Origin of the sequence: Calidithermus roseus (assembly GCF_003574095.1) — a bacterium.
In the GTDB taxonomy this organism is placed as follows: Bacteria; Deinococcota; Deinococci; order Deinococcales; family Thermaceae; genus Calidithermus; species Calidithermus roseus.
Genome location: NZ_QWLA01000003.1, coordinates 66,183 through 89,202, shown reverse-complemented (window position 1 = coordinate 89,202; position 23,020 = coordinate 66,183). Strand labels below are relative to the sequence as shown.

Here is a 23,020-nt window from a genome sequence, read left to right as displayed (position 1 = left end):
ACCTGCCGGGCAGCGCCTTCATCGAGGTAAGGGCGGGAGGAAAACGGCTGGTCTTCAGCGGCGACTTAGGCCACGGCGCCAAGGAAGTGCTGCCCGATCCCAAGGACGCCGCTCCCGCCGACCTGGCCGGGATTCCCGGCAGCGCCCTCACTGGACGGCTGGCCGCCCGTTTCGGGGAGGTGGGAGCCCTGCGGCTGGCCTTCGGGGTGGTGGCAGCCGGGTTGCTGCTGCAATTCCCCGACCGGCCCTGGCTCATCCTGCTGGGCTTCGTGCTGATGATGGCGGGGCTCTTCACCGCGCAGGGCCTGGGCGGGGCGGCTTCCGGGCGTTTGGGCAGCGGCGTGAGCGGGACCTACGTGGCGGCTTTTTACCTGGGTGGGACGATGGCGGGGTTGGTGTATCCGCCGTTTTTGCACCTGGGCGCGGGGCCAGCCCTGGGGCTGGCTGCGTCGGTAGCCGCGCTGTCCTGGGGACTGGCGGCCAAGGCGCTCAGGGAGTCATGAGGGGCTCAGGCTGCGGGCCAGAAACAGGCTCAGGGTGGCTCCGATGCCGTAGGCCACGAACAGGGGCAGGTTGGCCGCCGACTGCCCCTGGCGGATGCTCCCGATGACCCCCACCCACAACACCAGCAGCGAGACCACGATGCAGCCCATGGCCAGCGTGGCCAGCAGGGCCGGGCTGGGGCGGAAAAGACTCAGCAGCAGCGGTAGCCAGATGAGCGAATTGGCCAGCAGAAGAGGGGCTCTAGGACCACCCATGCTTCCATCGTATGCTGGTTCAGGCGTGGAACGGCTGCGACTGGCCCCCGTGAACGACGCGGGGCGAAGACTGATCGAAGCCTGGTTTGAAGACCCTGAACTCGCCCGCAGGCTCTCCCCTCCGGACGCGGCGTGGTGGCTGTTGCAGCACGGCGCGCCCGGCGTCGAGCTCTGGCTGGCCTGGCAGGGACAGGAGGCCGTGGGCTACGTGCAGGGCGAGCCCGACGAGCGCGACCCCACCACCTTTCACTTCGCCTTCGCGGTGCGCCCTGGCCTGCGCGGGCGGGGCTACGGCAAGCGTATCCTGCGGGCCATGCTCGAGCACCCCAGCCTCGCCCGCTACCGGCGCTTCGTGGCCTCGGTGGAGCCCGACAACCACGCCAGCCTGCGCTGCCTGGGGTCGCAGGGCTTCACCCGCCACAGCCGCTCTCCCGATGAAAACGGCTTTGTGGACATGGCCTACACCCGCCATTACCATGGAGAGCATGGCGGCCCAGGCTCCCAGTAAAGGCAAAACGGTCTACCACCTCAAAGCTACCCTCACCGATTGGGAGGCGCGGGTGAGGGGAATGCCCTACCGCGTCATCGCCATCCCGCCCGAGCGCAGCCTGTACGAGCTGGCCGAGGCCATCACCGACGCCTTCGGCTTCAGCTTCGACCACGCCTTCGGCTTTTACAACAAGCTCAAGAACCCCTACGACTCCTCCGAGAGTTACGAGCTGTTCAGCGACCTCGAGGAGGAAGAGGGGGATAATCTGGGATTCATCCCCTCACTGCCGCAACTGGCCGAGCTGGTCCCTGGCGGCGAGGACGACCCCGCTTTCCTGGTCACCAAGGCCGCGATGGAACTCGACCACCAGGTCCTCCAGGCGCGCTACCTCGAGGCCACCCGGGCCATCCTGCGCGAGGAGGTGCTCGCGCGCATCCCTGCCGAGAAGCACGCCGTGGTGCAGCCGCTCCTCCAGCAATTCATCCAGGCCATGGTGCCCACGGAGGAGGACCTCAAGAAAAGCCTCTCACTGGATGAACCCGAAGCTAAAGGGGTCAAGGGAGTACCCATCACCGAGGCCTTCCCTAAGGTAGGCAAGAAGATGCTCTTCCTCTTCGACTACGGCGACGAGTGGCGCTTTATCGTCGAGCTGAAAGCCATCGAGCCCGCCGAACCCAGGGTGCGCTACCCCAAAGTGGTGCAGTCGGTGGGCGAGGCCCCCGAGCAATACCCTGGCTGGGACGAGGAGGACGAAGGGTGAAGCAGGCCAGAGCCACCTGCCCCCTCGACTGCCCCGACGCCTGCTCCCTGGTCCTGACCATCGACGACGACACAAACCGGCTCCTAAAGGTCGAGGGCGACCCCGACCACCCCTTCACCCAGGGCTTCGCCTGCGTGAAGACCTACCGCTACCCCGAGCGCAACCACCACCCCCTGCGCCCTCTTTACCCCCTGCGCCGGGTCGGGCCTAAAGGTTCGGGCCAGTTCGAGCAGGTGAGCTGGGAAGAAGCCCTGGACCACATCGCCAACAGGCTGCGCCAGGTGATCGACCAGCACGGGGGCGAGGCGGTGCTGCCCTACCACTACGCCGGGACCATGGGCCTGCACCAGTACGCCCATCCCCTGGCCTTCTTCCGCGCCATCGGGGCCTGCGAACTCGACGAGACCATCTGCGCCACGGCGGGAGCGGCGGCCTGGGAAGCCACCTACGGCTCACCTCGCTACGGCATCGACCCCGAAGACGTGCCCAGGGCGAAGTTCATCTTCCTGTGGGGCATCAACAGCCTGCACACCAACACCCACCTCACGCCCTTCCTCAAGCAGGCCCGCCATAACGGGGCCAAGATCGTCCACATCGACCCCTACGAGAACCTCACCTCCCGCTTCGCCGACGAGCACGTCAAGCTGCGCCCCGGCAGCGACGGGGCGCTGGCCTACGCCATGGCCCACGTGATCCTGCGCGAGGAGCTGCACGATGTGGCCTACCTCGAGCGCGCCACCCAGGGCTTCGAGCAATACCGCGCCGCGGCCGAGGAGTGGCCCCCCGAGCGGGCCGAGAGGGTCACCGGCGTCCCGGCGGCTACCATCGAGCGGCTGGCGCTGGAGTTCGCCCGTGCCAGGGCCAGCTTCATCCGCACCAGCTACGGCATGACCCGTCACCCCGGCGGGGCCAGCGCCCAGCGGGCGGTGCTGCTGCTGCCCGCTTTGATCGGGGCCTGGCAGTACAGGGGCGGCGGTGCCCTGCTCACCACCTCGGGGGCCTTCCGGCTGGAGCGCAGCTACCTGGGCGGGGCCCACCTGCTGCGCGGGGAGCACCAGCCCAAAGGCTACTTCCGCCCCAACCCTGCCGTGCGCCACATCAACATGAGCCAGCTTGGCAGCGCGCTCACCCGCCTGGACCCGCCCATCCGGGCCCTGTTCGTCTTCAACTCCAACCCCCTGGTGGTGGCCCCCCGCTCCGACCTGGTGCAGCAGGGCCTGGCGAGAGAGGACCTCTTCACGGTGGTGCTCGAGCAGGCCCTCACCGAGACCGCCCGCTACGCCGACTACCTGCTCCCCGCCACCACCTTCCTCGAGCACCCCGACCTCTACACCGCCTACGGCCACTTCTACCTCTCCTGGAACGAACCAGTGATGAGGCCGCAGGGCGAGGCCCGCCCCAACACCTGGGTTTTCGCCGAGCTCGCCCGGCGGCTGGGCCTGGAAGAGCCCACCCTCTACTGGAGCGCCGAGGACCTGGCCCACAGCCTCCTCTCTAGCGGCCACCCCTGGCTCGAGGGGATCACCCTCGAGCGCCTCAAGGCCGAGGGCTACGTGCGCCTGAACACCCCCCGTGAGTTCCTGCCCTTCAAGGACGGGGCCAACCCCCCAAGCGGCAAGATCCGCTTCGACCCGCCCCCGCCCGTGATCCTCACCGAGCCCGACGAGGAGTTCCCCCTCATCCTCCTGACCCCGCCCGCCAAGCACTTCCTCAACTCCACCTACGGCCACGTCGAGCGGCTGGTGCAGGGCGAGGGCGGCGAGCCAGTGCTGCTGGTTCACCCCCAGGACGCCGCCCTCTACGGCGTGCAGGAGGGGAGACGGGTGCGCATCCGCTCCCGCCACGGCGCGGTGGTGCGCAAGGCCCGCGTGAGCGAGGCCCCCATGCCAGGGACGGTGGTGCTGGAAGGCACCTGGTGGGAGCGCTACGCCCCCGACGGCAAGGGCGTGAACTGGCTCACCGGCGAGCACCTCACCGACATGGGCGCGGGGAGCACCTTCCACTCCAACCCGGTGCGGCTGGAGGCCCTGGACTGAGCTGGGGCCACGCTCAAGAAGATAAAGCTGGCCTACTCCACCCCGAAAAACGCATCGAATTTCGTGGTGCAGAAGGGCTCGAGCGTGCTTCCCTGGCTTTTCCGAACGACGCAGTAACCCTGCTCCAGGTCAGATTACATCGAAGGTGGCAAAACTCAACCCCCGGCTCTCAACCGGGGGGAATACACGCTTGCAATTGGACTCTGCTCAAGTCTGTGCGGGTGGCTCGCCGGAGCGCCGGGAAAGGTAGCGCATGAGATCCTCGGGGCTCTTGAAGTAGCGGCGCTCTTTGCTGTGGACCTCCGTGAGGGAAGCCCGCCAGGCTCTACCTTCTCCATCCGGGGTTTGCTCCCACCAGATGCGGACGATGTAAGTCTGGGCGGGCTGAGGATCCATGGCTTTAGCGCCTCAAGGAGTGCAAGCGCTCGAGCGCTCTGTTAGCACTTCCGCTCGCGCTCACCAGCTCCAGGGTGAAGTTCGCACCGCTGGCTCCAGGCTTGACCAGCCCGATCTGACCGCCCTGCTGGTAGAAGCCCAGGTAGTCCCCAGCGTCGAGCTTTCCGTTCTTGTTGACGTCCTTCAGGCCGTAGATGACGTAGTCTCCACCCGAAAGGCTGCTGAACTTGTAGGGCGCGCTGGAGCCATCCTGGGTCAGCTCGAGCGTCTGGCTCTTGCCGGGGTCGCAGCTATCCGACTCGGCCAGGTAGTAGCAGGCGAAGAGCTGGGTGCCCTTGAGGCTGCCCGAAGGCCCGCTCAGGGCCTGGAGGGCCGCTGCCGCGTCCACCAGGCCAGCACCGCAGTCGGCGCCGGTGCTGCGCCCACAAGCTTGCGCCGTGAGCGGGCGGGCGGTCTGCTTGAGGATCGTGAGGGCTTCGCTGCGGGTAAGGCTGGGCTTCTTGCTCTTCATCAGCGCGACCAGGCCGGCCACGTGGGGCGAGGCCATGGAGGTGCCCTGGTAAAAGGCCCAGATGTACGCTCCGTCGCTGTCCCTGCGTATCGGGCTCAGCACGCCGTCGGCATAGCCGTCGCCGTTGCGATCGACGCTGGTGTCGCCGCCGGGAGCCATCACGTCGATGCGGGTGCCGTAGTTGGAGTAAGGAGAGCGGTAATCCCGCGTCTCGGTAGCGCCTACGGTAATGACGCCGGTGCAACTGGCGGGAATGAAGCCACTGGCGTCCATGTTCTCATTCCCCGCGGCCACGACGATGATGCTTCCCTTGGCGTTGGCTTTGTTGATGGCGTCCTGCCAGAGGGGAAAATCACTGCACTTGGCCTGGCCTCCCAGGCTCATGTTGATGACCTGGGCGGGGTTGGAGTTGGCCGGAACGCCGCTCACGCTCAGCCCGGCTGACCACAAGATGGCATCGAGGATATCGGCGTCGGTGCCCCCGCCTACCCCCAGCACCCGCACGGGCAGGATCTTGGCTCCCCAGCTCACGCCCGCGACACCCTTCCCCTCGTTGGTGGTAGCGGCCACGGTACCGGCCACGTGCGAACCGTGGTAGCTGCCCTGACCACCGGGCTCGTCGCCGGGGTCCTCGGGGTTGTTGTCGCGTCCATTGCCATCGTTGGCAATGTTGGGGTCGCTGATGAAGTCGTAGCCCGGCAGCAGCTTGCCTGTAAAGTCGGGGTGGCTCGAGAGGATGCCGGTGTCGATGACCGCCACGGTGACGGCGCTGGAGGTACCGGTCTCGAGGTCCCAGGCCTGGGGCAGCTTCATGGCCGGGTAGTGCCACTGGAGGGAGTAGAACTCGTCGTTGGGGGTCTTGAAGGCCCGGCGAATGTAGTTGAGCTGGGCGTAGAGCACGTCGCCGCGGCCCTGAAAGCTCTTCAGCAGCTCCAGCGTGGCCTGCTTGTCCCGCACCGCCGCCCGCAGGAGTTGGGTGTTTTCCAGGCCCAGGTCACGCACCAGGCCAAGCTGGACCCCATTTGCCGTAATGGCCGCGCCCCGACGCAGTGCCGCGCTGGGACGGAAGCGCACGATCAGCTCACCGGGCACGAAATCCTGCTCGGTAGCCAGCTCGGCCATCGCCCCGACTGCGAAGGAAAGGCCAGAAAAGCTGCGCTCCTGGACAGTCCGGTTGGCGACATCACCGGTTGCCCCTTGAGGAATGCTGCTGCCCAGGCTGACCTGGCCACTGATGTCGCCCCCGCCCCCTTGAGGGTTACAGGCCGCCAGCAATCCCAGTGCGGCCAGCACGCCAACCCATCTGTGTAGTTGCATGGATATCTCCTTAGGGAGCGGTGGCAACCGCGCCCCCGGCGGATTTTACTCGATAGACTCGAGCAGAAGAGATTTCACCTGATAAACTTAGATATAATCCCGATTTTCTCGGCCCCGCTCGCCGCGACCAGCCCGAAGTTCACGCCACTCTTGGGGGGCTTGACCACGGTGGGATCGGCGTTGACATTCTCGTACCAGCCGACGTAGTCATACGTACCGTCGCCGTTGATATCGAGTAGGCCGAGCACGACGTACTCCTTGCCGTCACTGAGCCCGGTGATCTTGTAGCCGCCGTCGCCAGCAGCGGTAGCCTGCCCATAGGTCGCGCAGTCATCAGCCACCAAGCAGGCTACGACCAGGGTCCCGGCGCTCGAGCCTCCGGAACGACTGACCTTACCCGAGATCTCGCCCGCCCCAACGCCGACGCTACCCGTGCACCCCGCCAGCATGATCAACAGCGCAATACCCGCAAAAGCCCGTTTTTTCATCTGCAATCTCCTCGTTCGCTCTGCCGATGGTCAGTCGGTCAGGCAACGAGGCTCAGGGTAGACGGGGGGGCGTTAGCCGTGCGTTAGGGCAGCAGAGGGGGTTCTATACCCAGCAGTGGACGGTGGTAGCCGGACCACCAGCGTCGGCTAAACCTCGGAGCCGTGCGGGGCATGAAAGGGCTCGAGCAAGGCCACGTTGACAGGGTTATGGCGCAGGAAGCTCTCGCGGTATTCGGCAGGCACACCCTCGGCGGTCTGGCCCACCCAGCTCTGGGCCTGTCGGCGCTGAGAGGCTGCCTCGGGGTGCTTCAGGGCCTCGAGGGTGCGGGCGTGGGCCAGCAGCACCTCGCCCCAGTAGAAGTCGCTAGGGTCGTAGGTCGCGCGCAACTCGAGCGCAGCCTGAGCGTGCGGTAGGGCTTCCTCGGGCCGGCCCAGGGCCAGCAGCACCTGGGCCACACGGGTGTGCGCGACGATTTGCAGGCCGCCCAGATCGGCCTGCTGGCTTAGCTCGAGGGCCTGTCGCGCCCAGGACAACCCCTCCTCCAGGGGAAGCAGGGCGGCTCTGGTGGCGTAAAAAGCCGTCCGGAGGCTCCGCGATGGACCCAGCCCGGCCTCGAGTTCCCGCAGCAACTCCCCCGCCTCGTAGCCCCGCCACTGCGCCAGCCTGAGCCAGGCCAGCCGCAGGAAGCTGCGCTGGTCGGGCTGGAGGGCCTCGGGGTGCAGGGCCTCGAGCACGCTCTGGGCCCGCGCCGGTTGCCCCAGATCGAGGTAGGCCAGGGCCAGGGCCTTGGCCAGAAAGCCCACGCGCCAGTAGGGCTGCTCTTTGGCCCGGGCGTGGGCCAGCTCGAGGTAGTGCAAAGCCCCGCCGTAATCGCCCAGGTCGCGCAGGGCATCGCCCAATAGCATGGGCACCGACACGGCCAGCTCGCCCACCCCCTGCAGGGTATCCACCAGCCCCATGGCCTCCTGCAAGACCTCGCAGACCCGGCGCTTGTACCCCAGCGCGCCCAGGCTCACGGCCTGGTTGTTGAGCACGATCAGCAAGCGGTATTCGTTGCCCAGGCGGCGCAGGGCGACCTCTGCCTTGCGGTGGTGCTCCAGGGCCTCGCGGTGGCGTTCCAGGGCGTCGAGCACGACGGCGACGCGGCCCTGGTTGGCGGCAAGCTCCTCGTGGTCGCCCAAGCGCTCGTAGAGGACGAGGGCCCGCTCGAGCAGGGTCAGGGTCTCGCCAGGTTGCCCCTTGAGCCACTGGGCCGAGGCCAGGCTGGTGAGCAGGCGGGCCTCCAGGGAGGGATCGCCGCTTTGCACGGCCAGCTCGTAGCCACTGCGGGCGGCCTCCTCCACCAGCTCGCCCCTCCCGGTGCGCAGCAGGGCACTGGCCCGGGCGTAATGGGCCCTGGCCTTTTGGTGGGGGGTGCGGGCCAGGCCGAAGAGCGGCTCGAGCAGGGCTTGGTGGCTCTCGGCGGGCTCGAGCCGCAAGCGCACGACGGCGATGGCCTCCTGCACGTCGAACATCTGCTCGGGGGTGCCGTGATCCTGCAGAATCTGGGCGGCCTGCCGGTAAAAGCGCAGGGCCTCCCCCAGCAGCGAGGCGTGCTCGGCACGGCGGGCGGCCTCGAGCAGGAAGGGCACGGCCCGCTCCGGCTCGCCTCCCGCCAGCCAGTGCTCGGCCACGCGGGCCGGGTTGGCTTTCTCCTGGGCCAACCAGGTGGCGACGCGGCGGTGCAGCAGCGCCCCCACCCCCTGGGGCATGCCTGCGACCACCGCCTCGAGGATCAGGTCGTGGCTGAAGCGCTCCCCCCTGACCAGTTGGGCCCGCTCGAGTTCCTCCCAGGCCGGCAGCAGGCTCAGCAGGTCGCGCCCCAGGAGCCGCGCGGCGAACTCCAGCGAAAAATCGCTGCCCGCCACCCCCACCAGCCTGGCCAGTTGTAAAGCCTCGGTGGAAAGCCCTTCCAGGCGGCGAGAGATGATGCTGCCGACCTTGCCGGGCAGCCCGCCCTGGCCCGACCAGCCCTGCTCGAGGCGGTCGGTCTCGATGAGGTGGCGGATGGTCTCCAGCAAGAACAGCGGGTTGCCGCCGGTGAGGCTCATGAGGGAGTCCAGGTGTCGCTCCAGGCCGGGAATCCGCAACTCGAGCAAAAGGAGCCGCACCGCCTCTTCAGATAGCGGTTCCAGCCGGATGCTGCGCAGCATCCCGGCTTCCTCGAGTTGCCGCACCCGCCTGGCCGCCTCGGGGGGCAGTTCCCCGAGGCGGTAGGTCTGGATCACCCTGGGCAGCAGGCCGGGTTTGCCGGCGAGGTAAAAGGCCACCTCGAGGCTGGGCAGGTCGAAGAAGTGCAGGTCGTCGAGCACCCAGGCCGCCGCGTCCTGGCTGGCGAGGCGCAGCAACTCGCCCTGGGCTTCGAAGAAGCGTAGTTTGTCGGCCTCGCTTTGCAAGGGTGGGGGCTCGCCCGCCAGTTCGGGCAGGATGCGGCTGAGTTCGCGCCGTACCCAGGGTGCAAGCTCGAGGCCGGGCTTCTCGCCCAGCAACCGGCGAAAGGCCCGCGCATGCGTGGCGTAGGGCACCGACGCGTCCCCTGGCCGCCCGCTGAAGACGATGGGCAGCCCCTTGCTGGCGACAAACTCCAACGCCAGGCGGGTCTTGCCCATCCCCGGCTCCCCGCTGATTACGATCAGCTCTCCCCGCTCCCAGGCCTGCTCCATCAGCGCCCACTCGCGCTCGCGACCTACCAGCACGGGAGGCCGCTCGACCGAGAGGGGGATGCGCTTGCGGATGAGGGCTGGCTGGGGGGCCAGCCCTCCGCGCTCGATCTCCTGGGCCAGGGATCGGGTCTCGGGCAGGGGTTCGACGCCCAGTTCCCGTTGCAATGCCTCCACGCAACGGGCATAGGCCCTCAGCGCCGCCGCCCGGTCGCCCAGCAGGTAGTGCAGCCGCATCAACCGGCGGTGGGCCGCCTCGGAGAGCGGGTCTTCCTCGAGCAGCTTCTGCGCCCACGAAAGCGCCTCGGCCAGCTTGCCCTCGCGCTCGAGGCGTTCGGCGATCAGGTTCAACGCCTCGATGCGCAGCTCCTGCAGGCGCTCACGCTCGTAGATGAGCCACTCCTCGAACTCAGGGCAGTCGTCGTAGTCGTGGCCCTCGAGCAACTCCCCCTGCAGCTCCAGGCCCCGCCCCTCTCCCGAGGCCACCCGATTCTGCAGCGCGGCCACGTCGCTGCGTACCAGCGGGCTCAGGCTCAGGGGGTCGCTGCCCCCGAAGAGGCCGGGGTAGCGCCGCAGGGTGAAGAGGGTCTGGCGCAGGTTGTTGCGGGCGGAGGCTTCGCTGCCCTCGGGCCACAGCAGCCCGGCGAGCTTGGAGCGGGGCGTGGGGCCTTCCAGCGCCAGATAAGCCAGCAGGGCCGCCGGCTTGCGCTCCAGCAGCACCGTGCGGCCCTGTCCTATCAGGCTGGGCGGGCCCAGCAGCCTCAGTTCCCAGGCCCCGCTTTCCACAAACTGATTGTAGCCAGTCTCAAGGCCCGGTGAGGGTGAGGTGCACCTCGCCCGCCAGGTTGTAGCTGTAGAAGCGACCGCTGATGCCTGGACCGGTGATGTTATCGCTCACGGTGTAGCTGTTGTTGCCCGCCGGGGCAAAGGCCCCACTAAAGGCCCAAAGCAACCCCGTGTAGCTTCCCGGCTTGAGCGGGGCGTCGCTCGTGGCGCCCTGGGCGTTGGAGTGGGGGGTGAACTCGAGCGCAGGGCCGATGTAGTAGTCGAAGTCATAGCTGGCCGGATCGGTTGCGTCGTTGCTCAGAAAGGCGTAGTAGACCGGGGAGTAGCCCGGCGCTCCGCTCGCAGAGTCGCTCCAGCGGGCCACGAAGCCCTGGGCGGAGCGGGTGGAGCCGTCGAGCCCAGCCTCCCAGGCCACGTTGCCCACTGCGACGATGGAGCCGCTGCCCTCGACGCTTCCGTTGTTATCGGCGTCGATGGCCAGGGTGTAGCGCTTGCCGGGGGTCAGGGTCAGGCCGCCTTGCAGGTAGTAGGCACCTCCCCCAAGCCCCGTGAGCGCCACCGGCTGGCCGCTCCCGTCGCCGAGGGTGATCCTGGCCCCGTCCACGGGCTCGGTATCCTCGATCTCGCCGTCCGGGTTGGGGATGCCCTGGGCGAGGTAGACGAAGGCGGAAGGCGAGGCGCCGGAGGCCAGCAAAAAGGCATCGACGTCGTACACAGCCGCGCCCACGGGCCCCAAGCGAATGACGAGGGGGTTCTCGGGGCTTCCAGGGTGGCCCGACTGGGGGCGGACGAGGGGGCTCGAGGGCGTGATGCTGGCGCAGTCCTTCTCCACCAGGCCCGGCAGGATCACGCCGATGTCGTCGGTCACGAAGTAGCCGATGTCGATGATCTTGGCGGTCTTGGGCAGCTCGGGTATTCGCCCGTCGGAGTTGTAGGAGACCTTGTAGGCGTACATCTTGGGGTTGGGGCTGCCCTCGGCAATCCACACGCTCGCCACCCCCTGGGCGTTGGTGGTGCCGTTGACGCCGGGGGTCACCACCACCGTGGCCCCCTCCAGCGGCTTGCCGTTGGCGTCCACGACCTGCACCGCAGCGTTACGGCACTTCTGCCCCTCTGGCGCTCCGCCATACCAGGAGAAGTGGCGGATGCTGGCCCTGAGCACCGGGGTGCTGCCATCGACGCTGGAGAGCTCGACCGTGCCCTCGACGAAGTCCTCCCACTGCCCGGTCTGGGGGTTGTAGGCGTAGCAGTGAATCTTGGTGCCAATGGGGTAAACCTCACGCAGTTCCGGAGGAATGGGCAGCTCGACGATGGCCGAAGCACCGGGCTTGAGGTTGATGCGCCGATCAGCGGAGTCGAGGATGCTGAACTCGGCGAAGGTGACGGGGATGAGGGGGCTCGAGCCCGCCTGGAGCCGACCGGGAAGGGCCTGACCCTCCTTGGTGGGGTCGAGCGGGGTGATGACCACCCGCAGGTTAGCGTCGCTGGTGTCGAGGCTGCCTGCCGCGAAAATCACCGCATAGGGCCCGGCCTCGGTCATCTGGTAGAGGGTTCGGCTCGTAGCCGGGTCGTAAGGTTGGGCGGAGCCCTCCTTCTTGAGCGCTACCAGGACGCTGGCCTCCTGGGCTCCGGCTTGAGCGGTAGCATAACCCGGTGCGTAGCCGTCTTTGTGGAAGCTAAGCCTGACCTTGCCGCTGGCCAGGCCGCTGAAGTTGAACTGCCCGGAGGCGTCGGTAGTCGTCGATTGGCCGCTCCCGACCACCTCCACGTGGACCCCCGCCAGCTTAGCACCGCTGCCGATGCTGATCACGAAGCCGCTCACCGTGCCGCTCCCGCTGGGAGGATTGGACGTGCCACTGCAAGCCGCCAGAAGGAACCCAATGTACAATGCCAACCAAATCCTGACAGTCATACTGCTCCTTTCAGCCTTATCACGCTCTATTCGTGTTGCGTGGGGTGCGCTAAAGCTTGGGTACCACCAAGACGTCAAAGGAAAGCCCGTCGATTGGGATGGCCCGAACCACCCGCTTCCCCTCGAGGTCGAAGACCAACAAGTTGCCTTCGGTGCCGCTCGAGACGATGTAGACCTCCCGCCGGTTGGGAGCCAGCGCGGCGTGGGTGGGGTTGACGTATTTCTTGCCCTCCAGCTCCAGGGTCAGGCTCTCGACCTCGGCGGTGTCCAGCTTCACCAGCGAGAGGGAGTTGGAGTAGTAGTTCAGCGACAGCAAGCGCCCACCCGGCAACAGCAGCATTCCCAGCGGGCCGGGGTTCACGGTGTAGACGCTCTCCTTTCCCGCCGGCCCGAAAGCCGTGAGGGTGTTGGTCTCGAAGTTGGAGACCAGCACGCGGGAGCGCTCAGGGTCGGGGAGGAGCATGGCGGGGTCGCTGCCGGTGTGGGCCTCGAACTGCTGCTGCAAAGTCTTGGCCTCGAGCCGCCGGATGACCGCAGGGGTCGTGGCGGGCTGGGTGGGCCTCAGGGCCACGTAGAGGCTATCTCCGAGACGGGCCACGTCCACGGGCTCGTGGGCCTGGCCGCTGGGAGGGAGCGGGAGGGTGCGCTCGAGTTCGCCGCTGCTACGCGCGAGCAGGGCCAGGCTGTCGTCGCGGATCTGGCTCACGATCAGGGTTTCCCCGTCCTCGCTCAGAGCGATCCCGAAGGGCCGCGTCCCCACGATGGCCGGCTTGGCCGAACCTCCGCCGTGGCAGTCGAAGCAGGAAGAGTGGGCGAAGGCGTTCTGATCCCGGTGGCCCTGAATCAGGCTGCCGTCCGCGCGCCGCTCGGGAACGGGAGCGGTGAGGAAGGTGCGGCGGAGCGTGAGGGTCTGGAGGTCGATCTCGGCCACCGCCTGCGAACCCACCAGCACGGCGTAGGCCGCGCGTCCGTCGGGAGAGGGCATCAGGCGGTGAGGCAGCATGCCCACGGTAATGCGCTTGACCACCCGGCCCTCTTTGGGGTCTATCACGGCCACGGTCCTCGAGCCAGGCTGGCTCACCAGCACCCAGTGCTCGGGAGTCGCGACCTGCCGCGAGCAGGCCGGGAGCGCCAGGCCGAGCAGCCCCAGGGCCAGCCAAACTCGTCTGTCGCATAGGCTCATCCCATCACTTCCCTCCCCACGCCAACGCCCCATGCAAAACCGCAGGCTCCAGCCGGGAACGGCTTTCCCAGGGGCATCGCGCTCCACGATGCCCAGACGGTAATCCGGTGAGCGTTAGGTGAGCGTTATTCCCGCAGTCCCACCTTGTCCAGCAGGAAGGCGTACTCGAGCGCGACCTCCTTCAGCCGGTCGTAGCGGCCCGAGCTACCCCCGTGCCCCGCGCCCATGTGGGTCTTGAGCAGCAAGACGTTGCCGTCGGTCTTGAGCTCGCGCAGCCGGGCTACCCACTTGGCCGGTTCCCAGTAGGCCACCCTGGGGTCGTTGATGCCCGTGGTCACCAGCAGGTGGGGGTAATCTTTGGCCTGCACGTTGTCGTAGGGGCTGTAGGACTTCATGTAGGCGTAGGACTCGGCCTCGGCGGGGTTGCCCCACTCGTCGTACTCGAGGGTGGTGAGGGGGATGGAGGGGTCGGACATGGTGGTGACCACGTCCACGAAGGGCACGTGGGCCGCCACCGCGCGGAAGAGGTCGGGGCGCAGGTTGATGACCGCGCCCATCAGCAGGCCCCCGGCGCTGCCGCCCACGGCCATCAGGCGCTCGGGCGTGGTGTAGCCGGCCTTCACCAGGTGTTCGGCGCAGTCGATGAAGTCGGTGAAGGTGTTCTTCTTCTTCAATAGCTTGCCGTCCTCGTACCAGCCGCGGCCCATCTCGGCCCCGCCCCGAACGTGGGCGATGGCGAAGACCACGCCCCGGTCGAGCAGCACCAACCGGATGGAGCTGAAGGTGGGGTCGATGCTGATGCCATAGGAGCCGTAGGCGTAGAGGTAAAGCGGGGCAGGCAGGGTGGTCGAGCGCTTGTACACCAGCGAGATGGGCACCCGCACCCCGTCGCGGGCCGTGGCCCACAGCCGCTCCTGCACGTACTCGGCGGGGTCGTAGCCGCCGAGCACCTCGTCTTGCTTGAGCAAGGTGGTCTGCAGGCTGTTCAGCTCGAGTTCGAGCACCTTGCGCGGGGTGAGGAACGACTGGAAGCTGATGAGCACGCGGTCGGTGGCGTACTCGCGGTTGTCGGCGGGTGCCACGGTGTAGACGGGCTCGGGCCACGCAAGCCGCCGGTAGGTGCCGTGAACGAGGTCCCACACCCAAAGCTGGGTCGAACCCTCCTGCCGCCCGTAGATCAGCAGGTGGCGCTCGAAGGGCAGCACCCCTTGCAGGTAGACCTCGGGGTCGTGGGGCAGCAGTTCGTGCCAGTGATCGGGCGAGGGGCTGAGGATGGGCGCTTGCAGCAGCTTGAAGTTGAGCGCGTCCTGGTTGGTGAGGATGAGGAAGTGCTGGCCCTGGTGCTCGAGGCTGTACTTCACCCCGCGTTGCCGGGGTGCGAAGACGTGCCACTCGCCCTCGGGCTGGAGGGCCTCGAGGTAGCGCACCTCGTCGGTGAGGGTGCTGGTCGAAGCCGCGAAGAGAAAGCGCCCGCTGGCCGACTTGTAGAGCTTGAGCCGGAAGGTCTCGTCGGGCTCCTGGTAGAGCAGGGTCTGCTCGGAGTGGCCCAGGCGGTGGCGGTAGAGGTAGCAAGGCCGCTGGGTCTCGTCCACGCGGGTGAAGAAGAGGTACTCGCCCGTGGCGTCCCACTCGAGGCTTTGGTACAAGTAAACGTCCTCCACCCGGTCGGGCAGCAGCTCGCCGGTCTGGAGGTCCTTGACGTAGAGGGTGTAGCGGTCGGAGCCGTCCTCGTTTTGCAGGTAGGCCAACAGGCGGTGGTCGGGGCTGGGCTTGAGCACGCTCACGCTGAGGTAGCTCTTGCCCTCGGCCAGCGCGTTGAGGTCGAGGATCACTTCCTCGGGGGCGGCCTCGAGTTCGGCCCGCGAGGCGGCCTTCTTACGGCAGTGGATCTTGTACTGCTTGCCCTCCTCGGTGCGCGAGTAGTAGAAGTAAGGGCCGTGCTGCACGGGCACCTCGAGGTCGGTCTGCTTGATGCGCGCGAGCATCTGCCGGTAGAGCTTTTCCTGGAAGGGCTCGAGGGGCTTCATCACCGCCTCGAGGTAGGCGTTCTCGGCCTGCAAATAGGCCATGACCTCGGGGTTGTCGCGCTCTGCGAGCCAGTAGTAATCGTCGGGGCGGGTATCGCCGTGGGCAGTGTGGGGGTGGGGGATACGCCGGGCCGTAGGTGGCTTGAGTTCGGACACGAGTCCAGCTTAGCCGAAGGCTGAGGGGGCGTAGCGGCAAGCGGTCAGCCGTCAGCGGGAGGCGCGTGGTCTGTCGGGGGCCCAGGGTCCAGGGCCAAGACGTCTCGCGTACGACGTAAGACGTACGACCACGGTAGACTATCTCCCATGCCCCGCAAGATCATCCTCGACTGCGACCCCGGTCACGACGACGCCATCGCCATCATGCTGGCCCTGGCAAGCCCCGAGCTCGAGGTACTGGGCATCACCACCACCTACGGCAACGTGAGCCTGGAGCGCACCACCCGCAACGCGCTGGTGGTGCAGGAAATCCTGGGCACGAGCGTGGGGGTCTACCCCGGCGCCGAACGTCCACTGGTGCGCGAGCGCATCAGCGCCGAGCTGGTGCACGGCATCTCGGGCCTCGAGGGGCCCAGCCTACCCCAGCCGCGCCAGAAGCCGCAGGATAAGCACGCCGTGCACTTCATCATCGAAAGCGTCCTGGCCCATCCCGGCGAGGTGACGCTGGTCCCGGTGGGCCCCCTGACCAACGTCGCGCTGGCCCTGCGGCTTCAGCCCCGCATTGCCCCGGCCATCCGCGAGATCGTGCTGATGGGTGGCTCCATCGACATCGGCAACTACAGCCCCAGCGCCGAGTTCAACATCCTCTGCGACCCCCACGCGGCCAAAATCGTCTTCGAGGCGGGCATCCCCCTGGTGATGATGGGGCTCAACCTCACCCACCAGACCCCCGCCACGCCCGAGCGGGTGGCCCGTTTCCGCGCGCTGGGCACGCGGACCGGAGCCTTCACCGCCGAGTTGCTGGAGTTCTTCAAAATCCACCACCAGCAGCGCTACGGCTTCGCGGGAGCCCCCATCCACGACGCCTGCGCCGTGGCCTACCTGCTGCGGGGCGAACTCTTCAAGACCGGGCCCTATCACGTGGAGATCGAGGCCAATGAGGGCCTGGCCTTTGGCCGCACGGTCTGTGACTACTGGCGGGTGACGGGAAAAGCCCCCAACTGCGAGGTGGGGCTGCACATCGACGCCGAGGGCTTCTACGATCTGCTGGTAGAGCGCATAGGAACTTACGGCTAGAGCGCTTCCCGCGGGGCGCTTGGCGGCCTACTCACCCTTCCACATGATGCGCCCGCAGGAGGGGCAGCGCACGACCTGGTTGCCCTGGTATACCTTTTGCGCGACGTTCATCGGCAGTTGCACGTTGCAGCCCATGCAGCGGTAGCCCGAGCCGGTGCGGGCGACCTTGGCGACGCCCTGCCCCTTGCGGGACTTGCGCACGGCTTCGTATTCCTTGACCAGGCTGGTCGGGATGGTGGCCGCCAGGGCATTGCGCTCGGCCAGCTTGCTCTGGTAGCTGGCCTCGAGCGCCTCCACGCGGGCGGCGTTGGCGGCCTCGAGTTCCTCGAGCCTGGGCCTGGCCTCCTCCAGCAGGGCCCTGACCCGCTCGACCTCGCCCGTCAGCTGGACGATCTCCTCGAGCTTGGGCTTGTTGATCTCCTCCAGCTCCTTGAAGCGGTCGTCAAGCTGCTGGATGACGTTCTCGTACTGGGTCTGCTCGCGAGCGCTCTGGGCCTGACGCTGCGCGTCCTTGGCCCGACCCAGCTTCTCCTTGAGGTTGGCGATCTCGGCCTCGTTTTGCCGGTACTCCATCTCCTGTTCGCGCAGGTCGCCCTGGAATTTGGCCAGTTCGGCTTCGAGGGCCTGCCAGTGAGCACGGGCGGCTTTGAGTTCTTCAGGGATATTGCCCTGCTCCTCACGGATGCGGTCTAGCTCGAGGTCTTTCTCCTGCAAACGAAACAGTTCGGCCAGCGCGTCGGACCCGTTCACAACGCCTAGTCTAAGCCAGCCCGCAAGCTGCATGCAAAGCGCAAGACGCGAAAAGCGCGAGGCAGGCACCACAGAAGGCCGATAGCCAGGGCGCGTAGAGGGTCTAACGAGGACTACACGCCTTTGGCCTTTGGCCCTACAACCTCATGGATCGCTATATCGCACCTCCTGCAGCTTGATGTCGTCGAACCACACGGTCTGTTGGCCGTTGTTGACGTTGTAGTGCACGTCAATACGGCTGCCGCCCACGAAGTCCGGGGGGGTGGTGAAGTCGCGGTAGAAGTACTGCCAGCCGTTGGTGTTGGTGGAGATGTGGCGGGGGTTGTACTCGGCGTGGATGTTGTAGACCATCTTGCTGGGCGAGAGCACGACGTAGCGCAGGTTGGCGAAGTTGTAGAAGTCGTTGATCTTCGTGTCTACGAAGCCTTCGGTCTTGATCCAGCCCGACAGGCGGTAGGTGGTAGCGGGCTTCAGGCCGGGTGAGGTTTGGGTGAAGTAATTGCCATCGGAGAGGTTGCCGTTGATCCGAATGGCCCGCAGACCCGAGTGGGCCCCGCTGCTTTCGAGGTGAATCTCCGGCTTGGCGGTGCCGTCCCAACCCACCAGGCCGTACTGGTCCACCTGCTCGAACCCTCCGTTGATGAGGAGGTCCGGCCCCAGGCTGGCCGCGCAGTTCTCCTCGTGCTCATAGTCGCAGACCCTCCCCGCCAGCACGCGCAGGGTGAGGGGATAAGTCTTGGTCTTGCCCCCGCCCACGGCCCGCACCCGCAGGGGCACGTCCTGGGGACTGCCCGAGGGCTCGACGTAGACCACCAGCAAGCCCTCGCCCCCGGCGCTGACGCTCTGGGGGTCGAAGCTTGGGCTGAGAAAGCCGGGTAGGGCTCCGCCGTCGGCCTGCTCGAGGTAAAGCTCGATGCCCGTAACCCCCGACCCCAGCACCCTCAGCCCGAAGACCCGGTACTGCCCGCGGGGCACCTCGAGGGTCTGGGGCAGTTCGAGGCAGAAATCGCCCGTAGGGCAGTTCACCGGAGCCCTTAGCGTGAGCTTGAGCGCGGCGGTGTGGGTGACCCCACCGCCCTCACCCCTGACCCGCAGGCTGTACTCCCCCACCGGCAGGCTCGAGGTAGTGCCGATCTCGAGCCGGCTCTGCCCCTGGCTGGTGCTCGAGGGGTTGGGGCTGAAGGTGGCGCTCATCCCGTCGGGGAGGGCACCCCCATCGGATTTTTCCAGGCTCAGCGCGATGCTTTCCACCCCCGAGCCGCCGATGAGCACACTGGTGCTGGCTTTCTGCCCGGCAGTCGCCTCGAGAGCAGCGCTCGCCAGGCTCAATTCGAAGCCGGGGGTGGTCTGGGAGGGGCTCTGCTGGCAGCCTATGAGCAAGGCGGCGGCCAGGAGCAGGAGAAAAACACGCGACATCTTGTCGATTATGCCCTCGCAGGAGAGGGGGCAGCTTTGGGGAATTGTTAACCTTCCCGACACTTGGCCCTAAGCTAGGGAACGTGGAGCGGCTGGAAGGGCTGAGCGACCTCGACCCCGTACGCCTGGTGGTCCTGCTGACGGTCTTCTGCGGCGGGGTGCTGCTGGTGGCGCTGAGCCGGGCCCTGCTGGGCAGGACCCGCTTCTTCCGCTACCTGCAAGAGGGCCCGCCCTGGCTGGCCCTGGCCCTGAGCGCCGGGATATTGGTGCTGATCTTCGTGCTGGCGGGGTGGCTGATCGGATAGAAGGCCGCTAGCCCAGGCGGAAATCCAGCGGGCGCAGGTAGAACTCGTGGATGGCGGTGGTGCTCACCACGGCATTGGTGGGCAGGTGGCGCTTCCAGTGGGTCTTGTTGACCAGGCTCTTGACCCGCGCCACCTCGGCTTCGGTGTAGCCCAGGCCCACGATGTAGGCGTCGGGGTAACCCTTGAGGTAGTGCTCTAAGATCACGTCGGCTCGGCGGTAGGAGATGCCCAGGTCGCTCTCGTCGGTCTGGCCGGCCTCGAGATCGGCGGTGGGGGGCTTGCCGCGCACCACTTCGGGCACGCCTAAGTACTCGGCCAGGCCCCAAACCTGGGTCTTGTAGAGGTCGCCCAGCGGGGCGATGGGGCCGGTGTCGGCCACGTCGTGCCAGGTGTAGTAGCCGAACAGGCGCTCGGTCTTGTTGCCGGTGCCCAGGTGCAAAGCGTGGTACTGCTCACCCTTGTCGAAGCCCACGATGGTGCGGGCGCGGGCCATGACGTTGCCCAGGCGGCGGGGAGTGATGCCGGGGGTCTGGGCAGCGTAGCCCTCGACCATGGGGGTGATGTCCACCACCTCGTAAGGGGTGCCGTAGTACTCGGCCACCAGGCGGGCGTGCTCGGCGGACTCGGGCCTGGAGATGGCGTGAGGCATGAACACGGTGAAGACGTTCTGGGGCCCCAGCGCCCGCACGGCTAGGGCGATGGTGGTGGCGGAGTCCACCCCGCCCGAGTTGGCCACCACCGCGCGGCTGTAACCGCGCCACTCCAGTTCCTCGGCGATGAAGCGGGTGAGGAACTCGGCCACCAGCGGGTAGTTGAGCTCGAGCACTTCGCGTCCAGGGGCGGCTTCGATGACTTTGAGCATGACTCAACCTCACGCTAACCCCGCACCAGCGCCTTGCCCCGTACCGGGCGGGGGATTTTCTCGAGCACCTTGGACCCGGCCATCACCCGCTCAAGGTCGCTCATCAACAGCGGCAGCCCGGCTTCCATGTCGGCCAGCAGGGGGTTGTCGTAGCGCACGGGGGGGATGCGGGCCAGGTCGATGTCGCCCAGCAGCACAGCCTCCTCGAAGACCGGGGCCGCGCCCAGGATGTTGCCCTCGGGGCCGGTGATCACGCTGCCGCCCACCAGCCCCTTGCCCGCCTCGAGGCCCACCAGCGAGCTGAGCACCACGTACAGCCCGTGCTCGGCGGCCACCGCCTGGGTCAGGCTCTTCCAGCGGATGACGTTGGCGGGCTCGGCTCCCGCGAAGCCCCGCGCCGGGGAAGCCGAGGGCACGTAGATGATCTCGGCCCCGTCCAGCGCGGCGATCATGCCGGTGATGGAGTGCCAGAAGTCCTCGCAGATGAGGATGGCCACCCGGCCAAAGCGCGTGTCGAAAGCCTCGACCCGGTTGCCGCGCGAGATGTAGCGCTCCTCGTCGAAGACCCCGTAAGTGGGCAGAAAGACCTTACGGTGGATGTTGAGCAGCCCGCGCCCGCCCAGCTCGAGGTAAGCCGCGCTGTTGTAGTAGATGCCACCGTCCCGCTCGTAAAAGCCCAGCACCACGTCCAGCGGGCCGTCCCAGGCCAGCGAGTCGTAGAGCGCGCTCATGGCCGCAGCCAGCTCGGACTGGGTCAGGGCCACCTCGCGCACCCCCCCTTGCAGGAAGTAGCCCGAGAGGAAGGCTTCGGGCAGCACCACCACGTCAGGGCGGTGGTGGCGGATCTCCCGCAGGGCCTGGCCGATGCGCTCGAGGTTGTGCCCGACGTGGCCTTTCTTGGGTTTGAGTTGCAGCACGGCGTGGCGAATCATCATGGTTAGTCTACGCCTCGAGCAGTGGCCCGGTTGACTCGTGGCTCACGGTTGGTGACGAGCGCCTGACAGCAACATGAATTCAAGCTCAACCCTCCAGAAGGCATTTTGGGTGTGTTTGGCTACCTTTGCCCCCCTGAGGCGATGTACCCTATAAACACTAGAGGAGAGAGGACCCTAGATGAACCGACTGCCCTTCAACCTTTGGTTCGTGCTCATCGCTGCCATTCTCATCGCGTGGGCATTCAGCTTGACCGGAAACCAAACCCCGCAGGGCCAGATCGGTTACGGAACCTTCCTGGACGCCATTCAGAACGACCGCGTGAAGGAGATCGTGGTCCAAAGCGGGGGAACCCGCATCAGTGGCAAGTACACCGACGACGAGCGCTTCACCACCAACGCCAGTGCCCCCGTGAGCAACGCCGACCTCGAGAAGTGGCGCGCCCAGGGTATCAGCGTCGACGTAATGCCCCCTCCCAGGGAGAACCCCTTCCTGGGCTTCTTGCTGCCCATCCTGCTGGTGGGCCTGGCCTTCGCGGCCATCTACTACTTCTCGCGCAACCGTGGGCCCTCCGGTGACAGCGCCTTCAGCTTCACCAAAAGCCGCGCCAAGGTGCTCACCGAGGCCCCCAAGACCACCTTCCGCGACGTGGCCGGTTGCGACGAGGCCAAGGAGGAACTCAAGGAGATCGTGGAGTTCCTCAAGAACCCTGGCCGCTTTCACGAGATGGGCGCGCGCATCCCCAAGGGCGTGCTGCTGGTAGGGCCGCCGGGATCGGGCAAGACCCACATCGCCCGCGCGGTGGCCGGAGAGGCCAAGGTGCCCTTCATCACCGCCAGTGGCTCGGACTTCGTGGAGATGTTCGTGGGCGTGGGCGCCGCACGGGTGCGCGACCTCTTCGAGACTGCCAAGCGCCACGCGCCGTGCATCATCTTCATCGACGAGATCGACGCCGTAGGCCGCAGGCGCGGCGGGGGGGTGGGCGGCGGCAACGACGAGCGCGAGCAGACCCTCAACCAACTGCTGGTCGAACTCGACGGCTTCGAGAAGGACTCCTCCATCATCATCATGGCCGCCACCAACCGACCCGACGTGCTCGACCCCGCGCTGCTGCGGCCTGGCCGCTTCGACCGCCAAGTGGCCATCGACGCCCCCGACGTGCGGGGCCGCGAACAGATCCTGCGCATCCACGCCAAGGGCAAGCCCATGGCCGAGGACGTGGACTTAGCCCTGCTGGCCCGCCGCACGCCGGGCTTCGTGGGGGCCGACCTGGAGAACATGCTCAACGAGGCCGCATTGCTGGCCGCCCGTGAGGGCCGCAAGAAGATCACCATGAAAGACCTCGAGGAGGCCGCCGACCGCGTGATCATGGGCCCGGCCAAGAAGAGCATGGTGCTGACCCAGCGCGACCGCGAGATCACCGCCTACCACGAAGCCGGGCACGCTCTGGCGATGTACTACCTCGAGCACGCCGACCCACCCCACAAAGTCACCATCGTCCCGCGCGGCAGGGCGCTGGGCTTCGCCATGCCCCGCCGGGAGGACGTCCTGCACTGGAGCAAGAAGCGCCTCACCGACCAGATCGCCGTAGCCCTGGGAGGCCGCGCCGCCGAGGAACTGGTCTTCGAGGACGTCACCACGGGCGCCGAGAACGACTTCCGCCAGGCCACCGACCTCGCCCGCCGCATGATCACCGAGTGGGGCATGCACAAGGACTTCGGCCCCGTGGCCTACCAGGTGCGCGAGGACACCTACTTGGGCGGCTACGACGTGCGTCAGTACTCCGAAGAAACCGCCCGCCGCATCGACGAGGCGGTGAAGGGCCTGCTCGAGGAGCAGCACGAGAAGGTGATGCAGCTCTTGAGGGAGAAGCGGGAGGTCCTCGAGCGCGTGACCAGGGCGTTGCTGGAGTACGAGACCCTCAACGCCGAGGAGTTCGAGCGGGTAGTGCAGGGCCTCCCGCTCGAAGAAAGCCCCTCGAGCGAGCCCCCCAAGGACCAGGAAGAAAAGGACCCCCCGCGCATCGTGCCCAAGATCAAGCCCAACCTGGGCGGGGCGTGAGGGATGCCGAAGGCCAAACGCTGACTTCTGCTGGCGGGTGCTCGCCCAGGCCGGTTTTGGGGTAACCGAACCCCCAAAGGTAAGCCCAATCACCAG

At 67.1% G+C, this 23,020-nt stretch carries 18 protein-coding genes and 1 pseudogene; 7 read left to right on the top strand and 12 right to left on the bottom strand.

The window, feature by feature from the left end; translation table 11 throughout:
- Nucleotides 1-503 (top strand): annotated as a pseudogene (locus tag Mrose_RS01895) (hypothetical protein); the annotation flags it as partial.
- On the opposite strand, the gene Mrose_RS18740 reads toward Mrose_RS01895, so the two are convergent.
- A complete protein-coding gene (locus Mrose_RS18740; protein WP_182482630.1) occupies nt 498-758 on the bottom strand; it encodes a hypothetical protein in 261 nt (86 codons plus the stop codon). The pseudogene Mrose_RS01895 and the gene Mrose_RS18740 sit on opposite strands and share 6 nt — an antisense overlap.
- Before the next feature lie 25 nt (nt 759-783).
- Here Mrose_RS18740 and Mrose_RS01890 point away from each other — a divergent pair, with 25 nt between their 5' ends.
- From Mrose_RS01890 to Mrose_RS01880, 3 genes are read left to right on the top strand one after another with little or no spacing between them, the layout of a single operon-like run.
- Nucleotides 784-1,266, top strand: a complete 483-nt coding sequence (locus tag Mrose_RS01890) for a GNAT family N-acetyltransferase (protein WP_182482629.1) — start codon at nt 784-786, stop codon at nt 1,264-1,266.
- The gene (locus tag Mrose_RS01885) at nt 1,244-2,008 is read left to right on the top strand and encodes an IS1096 element passenger TnpR family protein (protein ID WP_182482628.1); all 765 of its coding nucleotides are present in this window, start codon (nt 1,244-1,246) and stop codon (nt 2,006-2,008) included. Before Mrose_RS01890 ends, Mrose_RS01885 begins: the two co-directional genes overlap by 23 nt.
- Entirely contained in the window at nt 2,005-4,044 is a 2,040-nt protein-coding gene (locus Mrose_RS01880) for a molybdopterin-containing oxidoreductase family protein (RefSeq protein WP_119275731.1), read from the top strand. Before Mrose_RS01885 ends, Mrose_RS01880 begins: the two co-directional genes overlap by 4 nt.
- A gap of 207 nt (nt 4,045-4,251) precedes the next feature.
- Here the strand turns inward: Mrose_RS01880 and Mrose_RS01875 are convergent, their stop codons facing one another.
- From Mrose_RS01875 to Mrose_RS01845, 7 genes are all read right to left on the bottom strand, one after another.
- On the bottom strand, nt 4,252-4,440 hold the full coding sequence (locus Mrose_RS01875) for a hypothetical protein (RefSeq protein WP_119275730.1): 189 nt from the start codon (nt 4,438-4,440) through the stop codon (nt 4,252-4,254).
- A 4-nt stretch (nt 4,441-4,444) separates the two neighbouring features.
- Nucleotides 4,445-6,268: a S8 family peptidase gene (locus tag Mrose_RS01870; RefSeq protein ID WP_119275729.1), complete on the bottom strand. Its 1,824-nt coding sequence runs from the start codon at nt 6,266-6,268 to the stop codon at nt 4,445-4,447.
- Between the two features lie 74 nt (nt 6,269-6,342).
- Entirely contained in the window at nt 6,343-6,756 is a 414-nt protein-coding gene (locus Mrose_RS01865; RefSeq protein WP_119275728.1) for a hypothetical protein, read from the bottom strand.
- Nucleotides 6,757-6,903: 147 nt separating this feature from the next.
- Complete coding sequence (locus tag Mrose_RS01860) at nt 6,904-10,242, bottom strand: ATP-binding protein (RefSeq protein WP_119275727.1); 3,339 nt, start codon at nt 10,240-10,242, stop codon at nt 6,904-6,906.
- 19 nt (nt 10,243-10,261) lie between these two features.
- Nucleotides 10,262-12,064: a carboxypeptidase regulatory-like domain-containing protein gene (locus Mrose_RS01855; RefSeq protein WP_245969441.1), complete on the bottom strand. Its 1,803-nt coding sequence runs from the start codon at nt 12,062-12,064 to the stop codon at nt 10,262-10,264.
- 139 nt (nt 12,065-12,203) lie between these two features.
- On the bottom strand, nt 12,204-13,337 hold the full coding sequence (locus tag Mrose_RS01850) for a YncE family protein (protein WP_119275725.1): 1,134 nt from the start codon (nt 13,335-13,337) through the stop codon (nt 12,204-12,206).
- 125 nt (nt 13,338-13,462) lie between these two features.
- Nucleotides 13,463-15,520 carry a S9 family peptidase gene (locus tag Mrose_RS01845; protein ID WP_119275724.1) on the bottom strand — a complete coding sequence of 686 codons (2,058 nt, stop codon included), beginning with the start codon at nt 15,518-15,520 and terminating at the stop codon, nt 13,463-13,465.
- Between the two features lie 147 nt (nt 15,521-15,667).
- Here Mrose_RS01845 and Mrose_RS01840 point away from each other — a divergent pair, with 147 nt between their 5' ends.
- Complete coding sequence (locus Mrose_RS01840; RefSeq protein ID WP_119275723.1) at nt 15,668-16,597, top strand: nucleoside hydrolase; 930 nt, start codon at nt 15,668-15,670, stop codon at nt 16,595-16,597.
- A gap of 27 nt (nt 16,598-16,624) precedes the next feature.
- Here Mrose_RS01840 and Mrose_RS01835 read toward each other — a convergent pair whose 3' ends face one another.
- On the bottom strand, nt 16,625-17,347 hold the full coding sequence (locus Mrose_RS01835) for a zinc ribbon domain-containing protein (protein WP_119275722.1): 723 nt from the start codon (nt 17,345-17,347) through the stop codon (nt 16,625-16,627).
- A 144-nt stretch (nt 17,348-17,491) separates the two neighbouring features.
- Entirely contained in the window at nt 17,492-18,763 is a 1,272-nt protein-coding gene (locus Mrose_RS01830) for a COG1470 family protein (protein WP_119275721.1), read from the bottom strand.
- An 83-nt stretch (nt 18,764-18,846) separates the two neighbouring features.
- Here Mrose_RS01830 and Mrose_RS01825 point away from each other — a divergent pair, with 83 nt between their 5' ends.
- Nucleotides 18,847-19,068, top strand: a complete 222-nt coding sequence (locus Mrose_RS01825; RefSeq protein WP_119275720.1) for a hypothetical protein — start codon at nt 18,847-18,849, stop codon at nt 19,066-19,068.
- A gap of 7 nt (nt 19,069-19,075) precedes the next feature.
- Here the strand turns inward: Mrose_RS01825 and nadE are convergent, their stop codons facing one another.
- Entirely contained in the window at nt 19,076-19,930 is an 855-nt protein-coding gene (nadE, locus tag Mrose_RS01820) for an NAD(+) synthase (RefSeq protein ID WP_119275719.1), read from the bottom strand.
- Between the two features lie 14 nt (nt 19,931-19,944).
- Nucleotides 19,945-20,862, bottom strand: a complete 918-nt coding sequence (locus Mrose_RS01815; RefSeq protein ID WP_119275718.1) for a nitrilase-related carbon-nitrogen hydrolase — start codon at nt 20,860-20,862, stop codon at nt 19,945-19,947.
- A 181-nt stretch (nt 20,863-21,043) separates the two neighbouring features.
- On the opposite strand from Mrose_RS01815, the gene ftsH reads away from it, so the two are divergent.
- Entirely contained in the window at nt 21,044-22,924 is a 1,881-nt protein-coding gene (ftsH, locus tag Mrose_RS01810) for an ATP-dependent zinc metalloprotease FtsH (RefSeq protein WP_119275717.1), read from the top strand.
- The last annotated feature ends 96 nt before the right edge of the window (nt 22,925-23,020 follow it).